The sequence below is a fragment of the Streptosporangium sp. NPDC002607 genome (assembly GCF_053592655.1).
Window position 1 is genome coordinate 94,862 of sequence record NZ_JBSFWD010000016.1, and the last position, 15,566, is coordinate 110,427.

A 15,566-nucleotide genomic window follows, 5' to 3' on the forward strand; every position below is an offset into this window, starting at 1 on the left:
CAAAGGCGCGCGCCATGCGCATCCAGCACTGCCTCACCTGCGAGGCAGCCGTCTTCTATCCGCGGTCGTACTGCCCGAAATGCCTGTCCTCGGAGTTGGAGTGGCGTCCGGTGTCGGGGCGCGCGACGCTCGCGTCCTACGTCATCAACCGGCGTCCGCTTCCCATGTTCGAGGTCGACGTACAGGTCATCGCGCTCGTGACGCTGGAAGAGGGCGTGCGCATGATGACGAACATCGTGGATGTCGAACCCGACCCCACGGCGCTGACGCTCGGCACAGCACTCGAGCTCGACTACCAAGAGCGGGGCGACCAGGTGCTTCCCGTGTTCCGCCCCGCAACAACCTCGAAGGAGTCCTGATGGTCAGCATGCACGGCGGCGACATCGCCATCGTGGGCGCAGCCGAGACCGCGCGCCTCGGAAAGATCCCCGACCAGTCCGCCCTGCAGCTCCACACTGAAGCCGCGGTGCGCGCCCTCGCGGACGCCGGGGTCTCTCCCGCCGAGGTGGACGGGATCGCGAACGACAGCCTGCCGCCCTTCGACATCTCGGACTACCTCGGTATCCGGCCCCGCTGGGTGGACGGCACGTGGGTCGGGGGCTGCAGCTCCATGCTCCTCGTGCGGCACGCCGCGGCCGCCATCGCTGCCGGCGCCGCCAATGTCGTGCTCGTCACGCACGGGGAGTCCGGCAGGTCCAGCGTCGGACAGAAGCCCTACCAGGCGGAACCCGCGTCGCTCCGCGGCCAGTTCGAGGTGCCCTTCGGCGGGATCGCCGCGTACTCGACGTTCACCACTCCGGTGCTCGCCTTCCTCGAAGGGCGCGGCATGTCCGCTCGGGACCTCGCGGTGGTGACCGCGGCGCAGCGCGAGTGGGCCGTGGGAAATCCGCGCGCCGCGCGCAACGAGCCGACGACCGTGGAGGACGTCCTCGCGGGGCCCGAGATCGCGTACCCCTTCACGCGCGACATGTGCTGCGTGGTCACCGACGGTGGCGGAGCGCTCGTGGTGATGTCTGCCGAGCGGGCCAGGGACCTTCCCTCTCACTCCCGCGCCGTCTATCTGCTGGGGTCGGGAGAGGCGGCCGAGGCTGCCCTGCCGTCGCAGATGGATCAGCTCGACAGCTTCGGAGCGTTCCGGTCGGCGAGCACCGATGCCTTCCAGTCCGCGGGCATCACGCACCGCGATGTCGACCACGTCATGTTCTACGACGCGTTCGCACACCTTCCTCTGTACATGCTCGAGGACACGGGGTTCGTCGGCCGAGGCGAGTCCGGTGCGTTCTTCGCCGAAGGCCACAGCCGACCTGGAGGCGACCTTCCGATCAACACCAACGGTGGCGGGATGTCCTACACCCATACCGGCAGATACGGGATGTTCGCGATGCAGGAGGCCGTCCGTCAGTTGCGCGGCGAGGCGTTCCGCCAGGTGGACGGCGTGGAGATCAGCTTCGTCCAGGGCATCGGATTCAGCTTCGGGTCCGCCGGCAGCCTCGTGCTGAGCAATCGCCGCCCATGATCGCGCGCGCGCACGCGTGTGCGCGCGTGCGCGAGGGAGGCCGCCGTCATGGCTGTGGTACGTGCCGTCAGACATCTTTCGCATAGGCGGACACGGACTGTCGACGTCTGCGCTTGTGCAGACGTCACGACGCCGAGCCGCCGCAGGAACAGTCCTGGAGTGTCACGATGAAGAATCACAAGATCAGGATGCATACCTCTGAAGATTCCCTGCCGCGCCAGAAGCAACTGGCGTGGCATCTGGCCGAGGCCGCCGCGGATCCGGTGCCCGTCGAGCCCGCGGTTGCGGAGATGGTCGGGAACCGCGTCATTGACAACGCCGCGGTTGCGATCGCGGCGCTGAATCGTGCGCCGGTTGCGCATGCCAGGGCGCAAGCGTCGGCACATCCGCATCCCCCCGGGGCGGCGGTGTTCGGTCTGCCCTGGACGAGGGGCGTCTCGCCTGAGTGGGCGGCGTGGGCGAACGGCGTCGCCGTCCGTGAGCTGGACTACCACGACACGTTCCTGGCCGCGGACTATGCCCATCCCGGCGACAACATCCCGCCCATACTGGCGGTGGCCCAGCATCGCGGGTGTTCAGGGCGAGACCTTGTGAGAGGCATCGCGACGGGATACGAGGTCCAGGTCGACCTGGTTCGCGGAATCTGCCTGCACGCGCACAAGATCGATCACATCGCTCATCTGGGACCGGCGGCGGCGGCGGGCATCGGCACCCTGTTGCGCCTGTCGCCGGAAGTGATCTATCAAGCCATCGGTCAGGCCCTGCACACCACGACGACAACACGCCAGAGCCGCAAGGGCGAGATCTCCTCGTGGAAGGCCTACGCGCCGGCGTTCGCCGGGAAGGTGGCGGTGGAGGCGGTCGACCGGGCGATGCGGGGTGAGACATCACCGGCGCCGATCTACGAAGGCGAGGACGGCTTCATCGCCTGGCTGCTCGACGGGCCCGACGCGGAGTACGTCGTGCAGCTGCCGGAGCCGGGTGAGCCCAAACGGGCGATCCTGGAGACCTTCACGAAGGCACATTCGGCGGAGTATCAGGCTCAGGCACTGATCGACCTGGCGTTTCGCCTGCGAATGCGGATCGGCGCCTTGGACCAGATCGCCGAGATCGTTGTCCACACCAGTCACCACACGCATCACGTGATCGGGACCGGGGCGAACGACCCGCAGAAGATGGACCCCGACGCCAGCCGCGAGACGCTGGACCACTCGCTGATGTACATCGTCGCGGTCGCTTTGGAGGACGGTACCTGGCACCACGAGCACTCGTACGCATCGGAGCGGTCCCATCGCCCCTCGACGATCGAGCTGTGGAAGCGGATCCGCACAGTCGAGGATCCGGAATGGACCCGCCGCTACCACGCAGAGCATCCGGCGGACAAGGCGTTCGGCGGCCGTGTGGTGGTCACTCTGGCCGACGGACGGCAGATCGTCGACGAGATCGCGGTCGCGGATGCACACCCGATGGGCGCCCAGCCGTTCGGCCGCGACGACTACGTCGCCAAATTCCGCACTCTCGCCGACGGGATCGTCCCCGAGCCGGAACAGGACCGGTTCCTCGACCTGGCCTGCCGAGTCGAGGAGCTGACGGCCGACGAGGTGCGGCAACTCAACGTGACAGTGCCGGCTGAGCGGCTCGCCGACTCCAACCAGCCGAAGGGAATCTTCTGATGCCGGCGGCGGGTCCACCCGGCACGGCCCGCGCCACGCCGTCGGAGCGTCGTGCGGCCCTACGCGCCGGCCTGGCATCGGGTCGGCTGCTGCGCTTCCCGGGGGCGTTCTCCCCGCTGGTGGCCCGGACGATCATGGATCACGGGTTCGACGGCGTCTACGTGTCCGGCGCGGTCGTCGCCGCCGATCTGGCGCTGCCCGACATCGGCCTCACCACGCTCACCGAAGTTGCCACGCGCGGGCAGCAGATCGCCCGGGTCACTGATCTGCCCGCGTTGATCGACGCCGACACCGGCTTCGGTGAGCCCGCCAACGCCGGCCGGTCGGTCACGGTGCTCGAGGAGGCCGGGCTGGCCGGCTGTCATCTCGAGGACCAGGTCAATCCCAAGCGGTGCGGACACCTGGACAACAAGACGGTGGTGCCGAGGGAGGACATGGTGCGCCGGATCCGCGCAGCGGTGCTGGCGCGGCGTGACCCGGACTTCGTCATCTGCGCCCGGACCGATGCCCGAGCCGTCGAGGGCCTCGATGCGGCCATCGATCGTGCCAGGGCCTACCTCGACGCCGGCGCGGACATGATCTTCCCCGAGGCCCTGCGCGACGAGGCGGAGTTCGCCGCGTTCCGTGACGCTTTCGACGCGCCCTTGCTGGCGAACATGACCGAGTTCGGCAAGAGTCCGCTGCTCGACGTCCGCGCACTGGAGAACCTCGGCTACAACCTCGTCATCTGGCCCGTCACCACGCTACGAGCGGCGATGGGCACCGTCGAGGACACCCTGCGCACCCTCCGCGACGAAGGCACGCAAGCCGCGTTGGTCGAGCGGATGCAGACACGGGCCCGGCTGTACGAGCTCGTCGACTACGACGCCTATCGCACATTCGACCACGACCTGATGAACTTCGACGTTCCTGGAGGGGCTTGATGACCACCGACATCATGAACAACACCCGTATCCACCGCGGTCTGGCCGGAGTCGTCGCCGACACCAGTGCCATCTCCCAGGTCGTCCCCGAGACCAACTCGCTCACCTACCGCGGCTACGCGGTGCAGGATCTGGCCGCCACGTGCAGCTTCGAGGAGGTCGCCTACCTCCTCTGGCATGGCGAGCTGCCCGACGCCGACCAACTGCGCCGCTTCCATGAGCGTGAACGCAGCCAGCGCGAGGTCACCCGCTCCACCATCGCCATCATCGACCGGCTCCCGGACACCTGCCACCCGATGGACATGCTCCGCACCGCCGTGAGCTGCCTTGGTGCCGAAGACCCCGCCGAAGCCGACGGCAGCCCCAAGGCCAACCTGGCCAAGGCGGTGGCGATGTTCGCCAAACTCCCGACCATCGTCGCCCACGACTATCGTCGGCGTCGCGGCCTGGATCGCATCCCGCCCGATCGCGAGCTCGCGTTCTCCGACAACTTCTTCCACATGTGCTTCGGCGATCGGCCGGCACAGAAGGTCGTCGACTGTTTCGACACCTCGATGATCCTCTATGCCGAGCATAGCTTCAACGCCTCGACCTTCGCCGCGCGCGTGGTCACCTCGACGCTCTCCGACATCTACTCCGCCGTCACAGCCGCCATCGGCGCGCTGAAGGGGCCGCTGCACGGCGGGGCCAACGAAGCGGTCATGCAGATGATGCTGGAGATCGGCGACCCGGACGGCGCCGGGGACTGGCTGCGCGCGCGGCTCGCCGCCGGCCAGAAGGTCATGGGCTTCGGCCATCGCGTGTACAAGGACGCCGACTCTCGGGTCCCCACCATGAAGGACGCCTTCCTCAGCGTCGCCGAGCTCACCGACGGTCAGCAGTGGGTCGACATGTACCACGCGCTGCAGACCGCCATGCTGGCAGAGAAGGGGATTCACCCCAACCTCGACTTCCCGGCCGGCCCCACGTACTACCTCATGGGATTCGACATTCCGATGTTCACGCCCTTGTTCGTCATGTCGCGCGTCACCGGCTGGACCGCACACGTCATCGAACAGCAGGCCGCCAACTCTCTCATCCGTCCCCTCAGCGCGTACACGGGGCATCCCCAACGCCACGTCCCCGCGCCGGCTACTCGCCTTGCCCGGTGACCAGACGGGAGACATCCGCGCCGGTACGTGACGAAGGCAGGCTGCCGGCAGGTACGTGCGGTCGCTCAGCTCTGGCGACAGAAGGGAGGTGGCTGTCGCAACGAGGCTCTCGAAGCGAGCAGTTGCGGCTTGGGCTTCCTGTCCAATCTGGCGGTGGCGGCGGTGCCGCCGAAGCAGACCGGTGTGGCGAGTGGCATGAACGCCAACATCCGCACGATCGGCGGCTCCATCGGTGCCGCCGTGATGACGACCATCGTCACCGCTCACTCCCGACCGTCCGGCTACCCCGACGAGCGGGGCTACGCGCTCGGCTTCGCGACCGTGGCCGCCCTCGCGAGGATCCTGATCCCCGCCGCAGGCACCCGGCGACTACGCCGAGACCTCAAGATCGGCTCCGGCGAGGATGCTGGAACGGAGCTCGAGGTCGACCGCTGCTGACGGAGGCCGGCCGGTGTCGTCAGGGGGTTCGACGTCGTTGATGGGGGGATTGGCGATCAGTGGATCAGGGAGCCCTGAATCCGCACGCGGTGATGTTCCAGCATTGACGCAGGCCGACGCGCGGCGGGGCCGCCGTAGAACGAAAAAGACCTGACATGGCTCGCACGATTGACATCGCGATCCCCGATCTGTCCGGACGGCTCGCCGTCGTGACCGGTGCGAGCGATGGGATCGGGGTTCGTCATCGCCACCCGCCTCGCCGGAGCCGGCGCGGAGGTGGTCATGCCGGTGCGGAACCCGGCCAAGGGCGCGGATGCCGCCGACCGGATCCGCGGCCTCGTTCCGGGCGCGAAGATCGCCACCCGGTCACTCGACCTGTCCTCACTCGACTCGGTGGCGGCCCTCGCGGACCAGCTCGTGGGCGAAGGACGTCCGATCAACCTCCTCATCAACAACGCCGGCGTGATGACACCGCCCAGCCGGCAGCTCACCAAGGACGGCTTCGAGCTGCAGTTCGGCACTAACCACCTCGGTCATTTCGCCCTCACTGTGGGGCTGTTGCCGCTGCTGCGGCAGGGCAGGGCACACGTCACGCACCAGACGAGCGTGGCCGCTCGCAGTGGTGCGATCAACTGGGGCGACCTGAACTGGGAACGCAGCTACGACGTGATGAAGGCCTACAGGCAGTCGAAGATGGCCGTCGGCCTGTTCGCCCGCGAGCTCGACCAGCGCAGCGCCGTGGCCGGGTGGGGCATCACCAGCAACCTGTCGCATCCCGGGATCTCGCCGACGAACCTGCTGGCCGCGCAGCCCGGCATGGGGCGGCAGAAGGACACCGGTTCGGTCCGCCTGATCCGGGTGCTCTCCCGTCTGGGCGTAGCGGGCACCGTCGACACCGCCGCTCTGCCGGCGCTGCTGGCCGCGACCGGTCCCGAGGCGCGGGGGAGCGAGTTCTACGGCCCCAAGGGACGCGGCGACATGGGCGGCGCTCCGGCCCTGCAGGACCTGTGGGCTCCGCTGCAAAGAATGGACGACGCCCGCCGACTCTGGCCCTGACCTGCCAGATCGAGCAGACCTGGACCGAGATCGACGCCCTGGCCGCGCGGCTGCACGAACTCGAAGAAGCGGCCGAGCACCTGCGGATCACCCGCAAGACCCTGCTCTCCCTCGCTGACGGCGAATTCGAGGGGTTGTCGCAACACAGTGGTCACTTACTGGCGACGAGAAGCATAGCGAGACGCTCGGCTGGGGTGTCCCAGTCGAGCGTTTTGCGTGGTCGGGCGTTGAGTTCGGCGACGACGGCGTTGAGGTGCTCGCGGCTGTGCTGGGACAGGTCGGTACCTTTCGGAAAGTACTGGCGCAGCAGACCGTTCGTGTTCTCATTCGAGCCGCGCTGCCACGGGCTGGCCGGGTCGCAGAAGTAGACCGGCATGCCGGCGGCGATGGCGAACTCGTGGTGGCGGCCCATCTCGCTGCCCTGGTCCCAGGTCAGGGAGCGTCTCAGGTGCTCTGGCAGGGTCTGCACGGTCTCCAGCAGGGCATCGAGCATCCGTTCGGCGGTGTGGTCGACGGGCAGGTGGATGAGCATCACATAGCGGGTGGTGCGCTCGACCAGGGTGCCGATGGCCGAGGCCTGGTTCTTGCCGATGATCAGATCGCCTTCCCAGTGGCCGGGCATGGCGCGGTCGGCTACCTCGGCGGGACGCTCACTGATCATCAGCATGGGCGCGGTGAAGCGCGGCTGGCGCTTGTTGGCTGCGGCGGGCTCGGCCGCTGCGCAGTGCCCGAGTCAACTCTCGGCGCAGCTCGCCGCGGCCTTGGACATACAGCGCCTGGTAGATCGTCTCGTGGGTCACCCGCATCTCCCGATCATGGGGGAAGTCCCGACGAAGGCAATGGGCGATCTGCTCGGGACTCCACCGCTTCTCTAGATGCCGCTGGATGTAGTCCTGCAGCCGAGGGTTCTGTCCGATCTTGCCAGTCTTAGGGCGCGGTCGGCGCGCGTCGGCACGGTCTTGCGCGGCATGGGGCCGGTATGCCCACTGAGTCCCACGGACATGGCTACGGTTGCGCCGGATCTCCCGGCTGATCGTGGACGGGCTACGGCCCAGTTCCCGGGCGATCTCGCGGATCGACGCCTTCTCTCGCAGCCGGTCGGCGATGTGGACGCGCTCTTCTACACGCAGGTACCGCGTGGAGGTGGACCGTGGCGCCCGTTGGCCGAACGCCGGCGCCACGGTCCTGTTCTCACTTGTCCTGCCGTTACGCCACTCTCGACCTGTCCTCAGGTTGATCCCGACGATCTGGCAGGCCGCCTTGTTGGTGTAGCCCAGTTGCATGAGCCGGAAGTATTCCTCCCGCTCTGCCTGAAGCTTCTTCCGCCCCTGAATGACTGATCGGTCCCGCATCTCGAAGTCCATCGCATCCCCTGGGCTGGGGTGTTGCGACGACCACTAGAAGGGAAGTGTTCGGGTCCGGGGCGTCGTCGGGAATCTGATCAGCGGATATTGCTTGACGCGGGCGGTGAAGGTGGGCGTCGATACCACCCGTCCCGGCCAGCCGGTGTTCCCATGTTCCCGTGTTCCGTTGTGCCCGCGTGCGCATCGCGGGGCGGCGTGGGGCCGCCGGTCCGGCCGGGCCACGGCAACGACATCACGCTCCAGATGATGGCGACTGATCGGGGGGACTCCCGGGTGGTGATCGATGTGGGCACCAGCGTTGCGCGTCAGATGCAGATACCTGATGGCGCTGCGCCAGGCGTGGGCGTTGCCGGAGACCGCGACGGCGATGGGTGCCGTCGGAACGCTGAGGACGAAGAAGCTGAGGCACGATGGCGAACGGAACCACCTACAAAACATGTTCCTGCCGGGATGAGACGACCGGCAGGAAGCTCGGCAAGACCTGTCCGAGACTTCGCCACCCGGGAGGGAAGGAGGACTGGTGGAGCAGCACGCACGGCAGGTGGGCCTACCAGCTGGAACTGCCCGGGCATGCCGACGGGAGGCGGCGCAACCCGCTGCGGCGCAGCGGTTTCACCTCGCTGGAGGAGGTCGAGGCCGAACTGGAGCACGCCCGCGCCCTGCTGGCGTTGGATGAGGACCCGCACTTGCGCAGGAAGATCACCGAGCTGATGTTGTCCACGCTCAAGGAAACCAAGGTGCTGCCGCCGGTGGAGGAGGTCCGGCGCAAGGTCCGCACCCGCCAGGACCTCAACTCGACAGTCACGGTCGCCGAGTGGATGCGGGAGTTCCTCAACCGCAAGCGGAAGATCGACGCCACCACCCGCCGCTCGTACGAGGCGCACATCCGGCTCTACTTCACCCCGTATCTGGGGCATATCGGGCTGGATCGGCTGCGGGTCTCCGACATCGCGGGTATGTTCGATGCGATCGAGGAGTTCAACGACGTCATCGCCGAGGCCCGCGCCAGCGCCGACCCCGAGCAGTGCGCAAAGGTCAAGTACCGGCGTCCGGTCGGCCCGGCCACCATTCACCGCATCCGCGCCACGCTGCGCCACGCGCTGAACATCGCGATCAAGCAGGACCGGCTGATCGACTTCAACCCGGCCGCCGTCGTCGAACTGCCCGACGCCGAACGGCCCAAAGCCCTGGTGTGGACCGACGAGCGCGTCGCTCAGTACACCAGGGACCTGCGGCGGCGGCTGGCCGTCGAGCGGGAGCGACGCGGCGATCGCGTCAACCTCATCAGTGTCTACATTTCCACGCCCCGGCCTTCGCCGGTCATGGTGTGGACTCCGGCGCACACCTCGGCCTTCTTGACCCACGCCGGTACCCACCGTCTGTATGCGCTGTATCGGCTGATCGCCCTGCGAGGGCTACGGCGCGGGGAGGCGGCCGGGTTGCGCTGGAAGGACGTCGACTTGGCCGCGGGGACTGCGGGGGTGCACTGGCAGATCACCCAGCTCGGCTGGGAGCCGGTCCAGGGCAGGCCCAAGACCGACGCCAGCGACCGCGTCATCGCCCTGGACGACGAAACGATCACCATCCTGCGCGGGCACCGCGCACGCCAAGCAGCCGAGCAACTCGCCGCGGGCGAGGCATGGACCGACAGCGGATTCGTCTTCACCGACGAGATCGGCCGACCGCTGCACCCGCAGCACGTCAGCGACCAGTTCTACCTGCTCGCCTACGCGGGCGAACTGCCGCCGGTACGGCTGCACGACCTACGCCACGGCGCCGCCTCGCTCATGCTCGCCGCCGGAGTCGACCTCAAGGTGGTCCAGGAAACCCTCGGCCACGTCTCCTCCACGTTCACCCGCGACACCTACACCAGCGTCTATCCCGAGGTCGCCCGCGCCGCCGCCGAATCCACCGCCGCCCTCATCACCACCGGACCGGGCAGCACACAGCAAGCCCGCCTGATCAACCTCCCGGCCAGGACAGCCGACACCACCACCTGAACCACCCGAGACCAGGGGCAGGCCCGCTGACCTCCAGCGGGCCTGCCCTCTTTGTTGTCACGGCACTTTGCCCGCACGGGAACAGGCCCGGCCAGCGTGGGAGCAGGGGCGACCAGTGTCAGCGGACGCGAAATACTCCCCACTCGCCTTATGCGAGTCGGGGCGGCCACCGCATCGTAGGTAACCGGCCCGACCTGCAAAAGCCCGACTCGGCCAGCGAGTCGGCCTCAGCCGCCACATCGGCCGCAACCAAAAAACGCCACACCGGCCGAGACAGCGACCTTCCCAAAGCTCACCGAACATGACCAGCGAAAGCAACACCCCACGAGGCTCACGCCCCTCAGTTCGGGGTCCGGTCCCGCCTCACCAACCAAGACAGGACCACCACCCCGTCAACCACGCTCCGCCCGATCAACACCCATCTCCATGCCAGATGTCAAGCCCAGACGATCGACCGGCCTGTGACCCGGCCTGGTCTTTCGCACCGCCTCGCGAACCGCGCTGGACATGAGCAGGCGATCTCTAGCCAGGCTCGTCGTCGGTTCTCGGCGTGGCGCTGTGCGTGGTGGCCGCCGTGACGTACGCGATCGCGGTCGTCGCCCAGAAGCCCGCGCTCGCGCACGCCTCCGCGCTGCAGGTGACCACGTTCGGGTGCGTGATCGGGGCGGTGGTCTGCCTGCCGTTCGCCGGTCAGCTGATCGAGCAGGCCGGCACCGCGCCGCTGTCGGCTACCCTCAACCTGCTCTACCTGGGCGTCTTCCCGACCGCGCTGGCCTTCACCACCTGGGCGTACGCGCTGGCCAGGACCACCGCGGGCAAGCTGGGCGCCACCACCTACCTGGTGCCCGCGATGGTCGTGCTGATGGCCTGGGTGGTTCTCGGCGAGGTGCCCGGCTGGCTCACCCTGGCCGGTGGCATGCTCTGCCTGGTGAGCGTCGCGGTCGCCCGCAGGCAACCGTCATAGCAGCTTGTCCAGCGTGATCGGCAGGTCCCGGATCCGCTTGCCGGTGGCGTGGAACACGGCGTTGGCGATCGCGCCCGCCACGCCGGTGACGCTGACCTCGCCCACGCCGATCAGGCCGAGCGGCATGGTCGGATCCGGATCGTCCAGGTAACGCACCTCGATCTCGGGGATGTCCGCGTGCACCGGCACGTGGTACTCGGAGAGGCTGGCGTTCATGATCCGCCCGTTCCGTGGATCGACCAGGGTCTCCTCGGCCAGCGCCATGCCGATGCCCATCACAATGCCGCCGCGCAGCTGGCTGGCCGTGGTCTTGGCGTTGATCACCGTGCCGACGTCGAAGACGCCGAGCCAGCGCGAGACCCGCACCTCGCCGGTGTCGGAGTCCACCCGCACCTCGCAGAACTGCGCGCCGCAGGCGGCCTTCACCCAGCGCCGCTGGTCCATCATGAACTTGGACATGAACCTGACCTGGCCGGTCACCTGGCCGATCCGGGTCTCCGAGCCGACCTGGGCTTCGATCGAGGCGCGGTCGGCGCGGCGCAGGATGTCCTGGTAGCTCTCGCCCCGGGTGTCCTGGTAGAGGCCGCCGTCCCTGGCCACCACGTCCGCCCTGCGCCAGCCGCGCAGCGGTGAGCCTGGCGTCTTCCTGGCCACCGTGAACACGGCGTTGGTGAGCTTCTCGCAGGCGGCGAGCAGGCCGGCGGTCACGCTCGCGGTCTGGGCGGACCCACCGGCGCCCGGCCCTGTCGGCAGGTCCGTGTCGCCGTACTCGACCTTGACGGCGCTCAGCGGCACGCCCAGGGCGTCGGCCGCGACCTGGGAGAAGGCGGTCGCCGAGCCCATGCCCATCTCCTGGAAGCCGCAGCGGACCAGGACGGTTCCGTCGTCCGACAGGCGCACGGTGACGTTGGCCGCGAACTGGACGGCCGGATGGTAGGCGGCGGCGACGCCCATCCCGACCAGCCACTTGCCGTCTCGCATCGAGCCGGGCTCCGGCGTGCGCTCCGCCCAGCCGAACTCCTTGGCGCCCCGCTCGAAGCAGTCGAGCAGCATGCGGTGGGAGAACGCCTTGCCGTCCACCGGGTTGCGGGCGGGCTCGTTGCGGGCGCGCAGCTCGATCGGGTCCATGCCCAGCCGGTACGCGAGCTCGTCCACCGTGGCTTCGAGCGCGAACGAGCCGATCGCCTCGCCGGGCGCACGCATAATCGTGTTGGTGAGCGCGTCCAGCTGGACCAGGTTCTGCTGGACCTGGATGTTGGTGGCGTCGTACATGTGGCGGGACACCGAGGTCACCCCCTCGAGCCAGCCGCCGATCTTGCCGACCTGGCTGACGCTGGTGTGGATGAGCGCGGTCATCGAGCCGTCGGCGTCCGCGCCGATCGCCACCCGCTGGATCGACGGCGTGCGCCCGCCGACCGTGCGGTAGACGCCCTCCCTGGTCAGCATCATCCTGACAGGCCGTCCCGTCACCTTCGCGGCGAGCACGGTGAGCACCGTGCCCGGCCACACCAGCGACTTGCCGCCGAAGGCCCCGCCCACGAACGGGGAGATCACCCGGATGTCCTTCTTGGGCACGTCGAACCGGGCCGCCAGATGGTCGCGCAGCCAGGTGATGTTCTGAGTGCCTTCGTGGAGGATCAGGCGGTCTTTGTCCCAGAACGCGGTGGTGGAGTGGGGTTCGATCGCGTTGTGGTTGACCGCGGGCGTGGTGTAGCGCAGGTCGAGCGAGAACGGCGCGGCCGCCAGGGCCGCATCGGGATCGCCCTTCTTGGCCGCGCCCGATGCGACCAAGGTGCTCTTCTGCGGCGTCGCGTTGCCTTCCTCGGCCGCGAAGTCCACCGTGGCGGGGAGTTCGGCGTACTCCACCTCGACCAGGTGCGCGGCCTCGCGGGCCGCGTCCAGCGTCTCCGCCACGACCACCGCGACCGGCTGGCCGTTCCAGTGCACCTCGTCGGTGTTCAGGTAGTTGACCGTGGTGCCGATGATGAGCGTGCTGAGATCCATCGGGGTCGGCTTGGGCGGGGGTTTCATCAAGGGCGCGTTGCGGTGGGTGATCACTGCCAGCACGCCCGGCATCTTCCGCGCCGTCTCCGTGTCGATCTGGGTGATCCGGCCGCGCGTGATCGTCGCATGGACAAGAGCGGCATAAGCCAGATCAGGGTACGAATACTCCGCCGAATACCGGGCCGCCCCCGTGGTCTTGACGGCGCCGTCGAGCCGGTCGACCGGCTGTCCCACATACCTCATGCCGCGCTCCCCTCCACCTGCAGCTGCCGCAGCGTCGCCGTGATCGCCCGCCTGGCCAATTCGATCTTGAACGCGTTCTGCGACTGCGCGACGGCGCCCGCCAGTTCGGCGTCGGCGGCCAGCAGGAACCGCTCCTCCGTCGCCGGCGCGCCCATCAGCGTGCGCTCGGCCTCATGGGCCCGCCACGGCCGCGCGGCGACCCCGCCGAGCGCCAGCCGCGCCTCGGTGATCACGCCGTCCCGCACCTCGATCGCGGCGGCCACGCTCACCAGCGCGAACGCGTACGACGCGCGGTCCCGCACCTTCCGGTACCGGGAGCGTGCCGCCATCGGCAGGTCGGGCAGCTCGATCGCGGTGATCAGCTCGTCGGCCGCGATGGCGGTCTCGTGCTGCGGCGAGTCCCCGGGCAGCATGTGGAAGCCGACCAGCGGCAGCCGCCGGGTGCCGCGCACGCTCTCCAGCTCGATCGTCGCGTCCAGCGCCGCCAGCGCCACGCACATGTCCGACGGATGGGTGGCCACGCAGCTGTCGGACGCGCCGAAGATGGCCGCGTTCCGGTTGAACCCGCCGATCGCGTCGCAGCCCGCACCCGGTTCGCGCTTGTTGCAGCGCGCGGCCAGATCCGCGAAATACGGGCAGCGGGTGCGTTGCAGGATATTTCCCCCGACCGTGGCCATGTTCCTGAGCTGGCCGGACGCGCCGGTGAGTATCGCCTGGGCGAGCATGGGGTAGCGCGTCCTGATCAGCCGATGCGCGGCCAGCCGGCTGTTGCGGACCAGCGCCCCGATCCTGACCCCGCCGTCCGGGAGCTCCTCGATCTGGTCCAGCGGCAGCCGGGTGATGTCGATCACGGTGTCCGGGCGTTCGATGTTCTGCCGCATCAGGTCCACCAGGTTGGTGCCGCCGCCGAGGAGCTTGGCGCCGGGCTCGGTGATCGCGCGGACGGCGGTGGGTACGTCCTCAGCGCTCAGGTAGGCGAAGTCCTTCATCGGCTGTGCTCCTGGATCGCGGCCACGATGCCGTTGTAGGCGCCGCATCGGCACAGGTTCCCGCTCATGCGTTCCCTGATCTCCTCGGCGGTCAGTTCGATCTCGGCGGCGGCCAGGTGCCCGGTCACCGCGCTGGGCGCGCCCGCCGCGTGCTCGGTCAGCATGCCGAGGGCCGAGCAGATCTGGCCGGGCGTGCAGTACCCGCACTGGAAGCCGTCGTGGCGGATGAACGACTGCTGGATCGGGTGCTCGATGCCCTCGATGGTGGTGATGTCGCGGTCGGCGTACTGGACGGCCAGCGCCAGGCATGAGCTGATCCGTTCGCCGTCCACCAGCACCGTGCACGCCCCGCAGGCACCCTGGTCGCAGCCTTTCTTCGTGCCGGTCAGCCCGAGATGCTCACGCAGCGCGTCCAACAGGCTCACCCGAGGCTCGATGTCGAGCTTCTCCATCGTCCCGTTCACCCGTATATGTACGTCGACCACGACGCCCCTCCGATTTCGGAATCCCTTGGCCGCAAGCTAACAGAACACCGCACCTCTTAACAAGCCGCAAAAGAACACCGTTCTCTTAGTTAACTGTATGCTTGCGGGGACATGGCACAGGTGACATTCATCCGCGCGCGGCGACCGGAGCAGAAGCAACTCCGGCGCGAGGCGATCCTCGCCGCCGCCCATGAGCTGGCGCTGGAGGTCGGGGTCCAGCATGTGAGCCTGGGCAGCGTGGCCGCCGCCGTCGGGCTGGCCAAGTCCAATGTGATCCGATATTTCGGGACTCGCGAGGAGATCTACCTCGAACTCGCGGCTGACGCGTGGCAGGAGTGGGCGGCCGCCGTGACCCCGCTGCTCCGGGCCGGCGGCGACCCGATCACCGTGCTCAGCGAGACCCTGGACGCCCGCCGCCTCTTCTGCGACCTGCTCAGCCAGACCTCCACCACCTTGGAGCACAACGTCTCGGTCGCCGCCGCGCGGGCGTTCAAACAGGTCGTGCTCCAGGTCATCGCCGAACTCGGGGCCGAGGTGGGCGCGGCGCACCCCGACCTGACCGAGAGCGAGGGCGCCGAAATGGTGAAGGTCGCCAGCGCCCTGGCCGGGACCCTCTATCCGGTGGTCAACCCGTCCCCGACCATGCTGGAGCTGTACGCCCAGGAGCCCGAGCTCGCCGCCGCCTGCCCCGAGATGATCCCCACCCTGGTGCGCACCCTGTCCGCGATCGCGATCGGCCTGCCCGGACTGCGCTAGTGCT

General features: G+C 68.5%; 13 protein-coding genes and 1 pseudogene. 10 read left to right on the plus strand and 4 right to left on the minus strand.

Annotated elements, in window-relative coordinates; genetic code table 11:
• Positions 1–14 precede the first annotated feature (14 nt).
• The 7 genes from ACWD3H_RS19815 (at position 15) to ACWD3H_RS19845 (ending at position 6,757) form a co-directional block, all read left to right on the plus strand.
• Positions 15–359 (plus strand): Zn-ribbon domain-containing OB-fold protein, encoded by a 345-nt coding sequence (locus tag ACWD3H_RS19815; RefSeq protein ID WP_355555674.1) that lies wholly within the window; start codon positions 15–17, stop codon positions 357–359.
• Entirely contained in the window at positions 359–1,516 is a 1,158-nt protein-coding gene (locus tag ACWD3H_RS19820; RefSeq protein ID WP_355555676.1) for a thiolase C-terminal domain-containing protein, read from the plus strand. Before ACWD3H_RS19815 ends, ACWD3H_RS19820 begins: the two co-directional genes overlap by 1 nt.
• Positions 1,517–1,683: 167 nt before the next feature.
• Positions 1,684–3,189 (plus strand): MmgE/PrpD family protein, encoded by a 1,506-nt coding sequence (locus ACWD3H_RS19825; protein ID WP_451956000.1) that lies wholly within the window; start codon positions 1,684–1,686, stop codon positions 3,187–3,189.
• Positions 3,189–4,112, plus strand: a complete 924-nt coding sequence (gene prpB, locus ACWD3H_RS19830) for a methylisocitrate lyase (protein ID WP_451956001.1) — start codon at positions 3,189–3,191, stop codon at positions 4,110–4,112. The genes ACWD3H_RS19825 and prpB overlap by 1 nt, the downstream gene beginning before the upstream one ends.
• Complete coding sequence (locus ACWD3H_RS19835) at positions 4,112–5,263, plus strand: bifunctional 2-methylcitrate synthase/citrate synthase (protein ID WP_451956002.1); 1,152 nt, start codon at positions 4,112–4,114, stop codon at positions 5,261–5,263. Before prpB ends, ACWD3H_RS19835 begins: the two co-directional genes overlap by 1 nt.
• Positions 5,264–5,392: 129 nt before the next feature.
• Positions 5,393–5,701, plus strand: coding sequence for a hypothetical protein (locus ACWD3H_RS19840; protein ID WP_451956003.1), 309 nt, complete (start codon positions 5,393–5,395; stop codon positions 5,699–5,701).
• 225 nt (positions 5,702–5,926) lie between these two features.
• Positions 5,927–6,757 (plus strand): SDR family oxidoreductase, encoded by an 831-nt coding sequence (locus tag ACWD3H_RS19845; protein ID WP_451956004.1) that lies wholly within the window; start codon positions 5,927–5,929, stop codon positions 6,755–6,757.
• 151 nt (positions 6,758–6,908) lie between these two features.
• Here the strand turns inward: ACWD3H_RS19845 and ACWD3H_RS19850 are convergent.
• Positions 6,909–8,121 (minus strand): annotated as a pseudogene (locus ACWD3H_RS19850) (IS30 family transposase).
• A 410-nt stretch (positions 8,122–8,531) separates the two neighbouring features.
• Between ACWD3H_RS19850 and ACWD3H_RS19855 the strand changes: the two are divergent.
• A complete protein-coding gene (locus ACWD3H_RS19855; protein WP_451956005.1) occupies positions 8,532–10,121 on the plus strand; it encodes a site-specific integrase in 1,590 nt (529 codons plus the stop codon).
• A gap of 550 nt (positions 10,122–10,671) precedes the next feature.
• Positions 10,672–11,085, plus strand: coding sequence for a DMT family transporter (locus tag ACWD3H_RS19860; protein WP_451956006.1), 414 nt, complete (start codon positions 10,672–10,674; stop codon positions 11,083–11,085).
• Here the strand turns inward: ACWD3H_RS19860 and ACWD3H_RS19865 are convergent.
• Genes ACWD3H_RS19865 through ACWD3H_RS19875 form a run of 3 tightly spaced genes read right to left on the minus strand, consistent with a single transcriptional unit; the run spans position 11,080 to position 14,806 of the window.
• Entirely contained in the window at positions 11,080–13,332 is a 2,253-nt protein-coding gene (locus ACWD3H_RS19865) for a xanthine dehydrogenase family protein molybdopterin-binding subunit (RefSeq protein WP_451956007.1), read from the minus strand. The two genes, ACWD3H_RS19860 and ACWD3H_RS19865, sit on opposite strands and share 6 nt — an antisense overlap.
• Positions 13,329–14,321, minus strand: a complete 993-nt coding sequence (locus tag ACWD3H_RS19870; protein WP_451956008.1) for an FAD binding domain-containing protein — start codon at positions 14,319–14,321, stop codon at positions 13,329–13,331. The genes ACWD3H_RS19865 and ACWD3H_RS19870 overlap by 4 nt, the downstream gene beginning before the upstream one ends.
• The gene (locus tag ACWD3H_RS19875) at positions 14,318–14,806 is read right to left on the minus strand and encodes a 2Fe-2S iron-sulfur cluster-binding protein (RefSeq protein WP_451956009.1); all 489 of its coding nucleotides are present in this window, start codon (positions 14,804–14,806) and stop codon (positions 14,318–14,320) included. The genes ACWD3H_RS19870 and ACWD3H_RS19875 overlap by 4 nt, the downstream gene beginning before the upstream one ends.
• Before the next feature lie 111 nt (positions 14,807–14,917).
• On the opposite strand from ACWD3H_RS19875, the gene ACWD3H_RS19880 reads away from it, so the two are divergent.
• Positions 14,918–15,562 carry a TetR family transcriptional regulator gene (locus tag ACWD3H_RS19880; RefSeq protein ID WP_451956010.1) on the plus strand — a complete coding sequence of 215 codons (645 nt, stop codon included), beginning with the start codon at positions 14,918–14,920 and terminating at the stop codon, positions 15,560–15,562.
• Positions 15,563–15,566 lie beyond the last annotated feature (4 nt).